Annotated in this window: 1 protein-coding gene; it reads right to left on the reverse strand. The window is 71.5% G+C overall.

Annotation, left to right across the window (positions count from 1 at the left end):
• The coding region (locus tag AB8Z36_RS42215) for a pyridoxal phosphate-dependent decarboxylase family protein (RefSeq protein WP_369218587.1) at nucleotides 1-587 on the reverse strand (587 nt) is incomplete at both ends.

Raw genomic sequence — 587 nt, forward strand, 5'->3', positions numbered from 1 at the left:
GTCCGGGTGTGGGGGTTGAGCAGCGTCGCTTTGAGCCATCGGCGTCCGGCGAGGTCGGCGCGGCCGAGGACGGCGGTGCCTTCGGTGAGGAGGGCTCTGCGGATGTGGGCGATGTGGTTCTCGTCGGCGTCGGTGGGCCTGAAGAGGACGGGCTTGTCGATGAGGGGGGGGAACTCCTGCGCCCGGTCGCAGACCTGGTCGACGAGGGTGCCGAGTCCTTGGCGGCCGAGGGCCTTGAGGGTGACGGCGATCTTGAGGATGTCGGGGCGTCGTGTGGTGCGCAGGGAGCGGCCGAGGAGGTCGGGCAGGCCCGCTTCGGTGTCGTCGTCGGCGTTGAGGTAGGCGGCGCTGTGGGTGAGTGGGGTGAGGTCGGCGGGGTCGCGTACGCSCAGGAGTCCGGCGGCGGCGGGCTGCCAGCCGAGTTTGTGCCGGTCGAGGGTGACGGTGTCGGCGCGGTTCAGGCCGTGCAGGAGGTGTTTGCGGGCGTCGCTGAAGATCAGGCCCGCGCCGTAGGCGGCGTCGATGTGGAGGCGGGCGTGGTGGGCGGCGCACAGGTCGGCGATGTCGTCGAGGGGGTCGATGAGTCC

Origin of the sequence: Streptomyces flavofungini (assembly GCF_041028215.1) — a bacterium.
In the GTDB taxonomy this organism is placed as follows: domain Bacteria; phylum Actinomycetota; class Actinomycetes; order Streptomycetales; family Streptomycetaceae; genus Streptomyces; species Streptomyces flavofungini_B.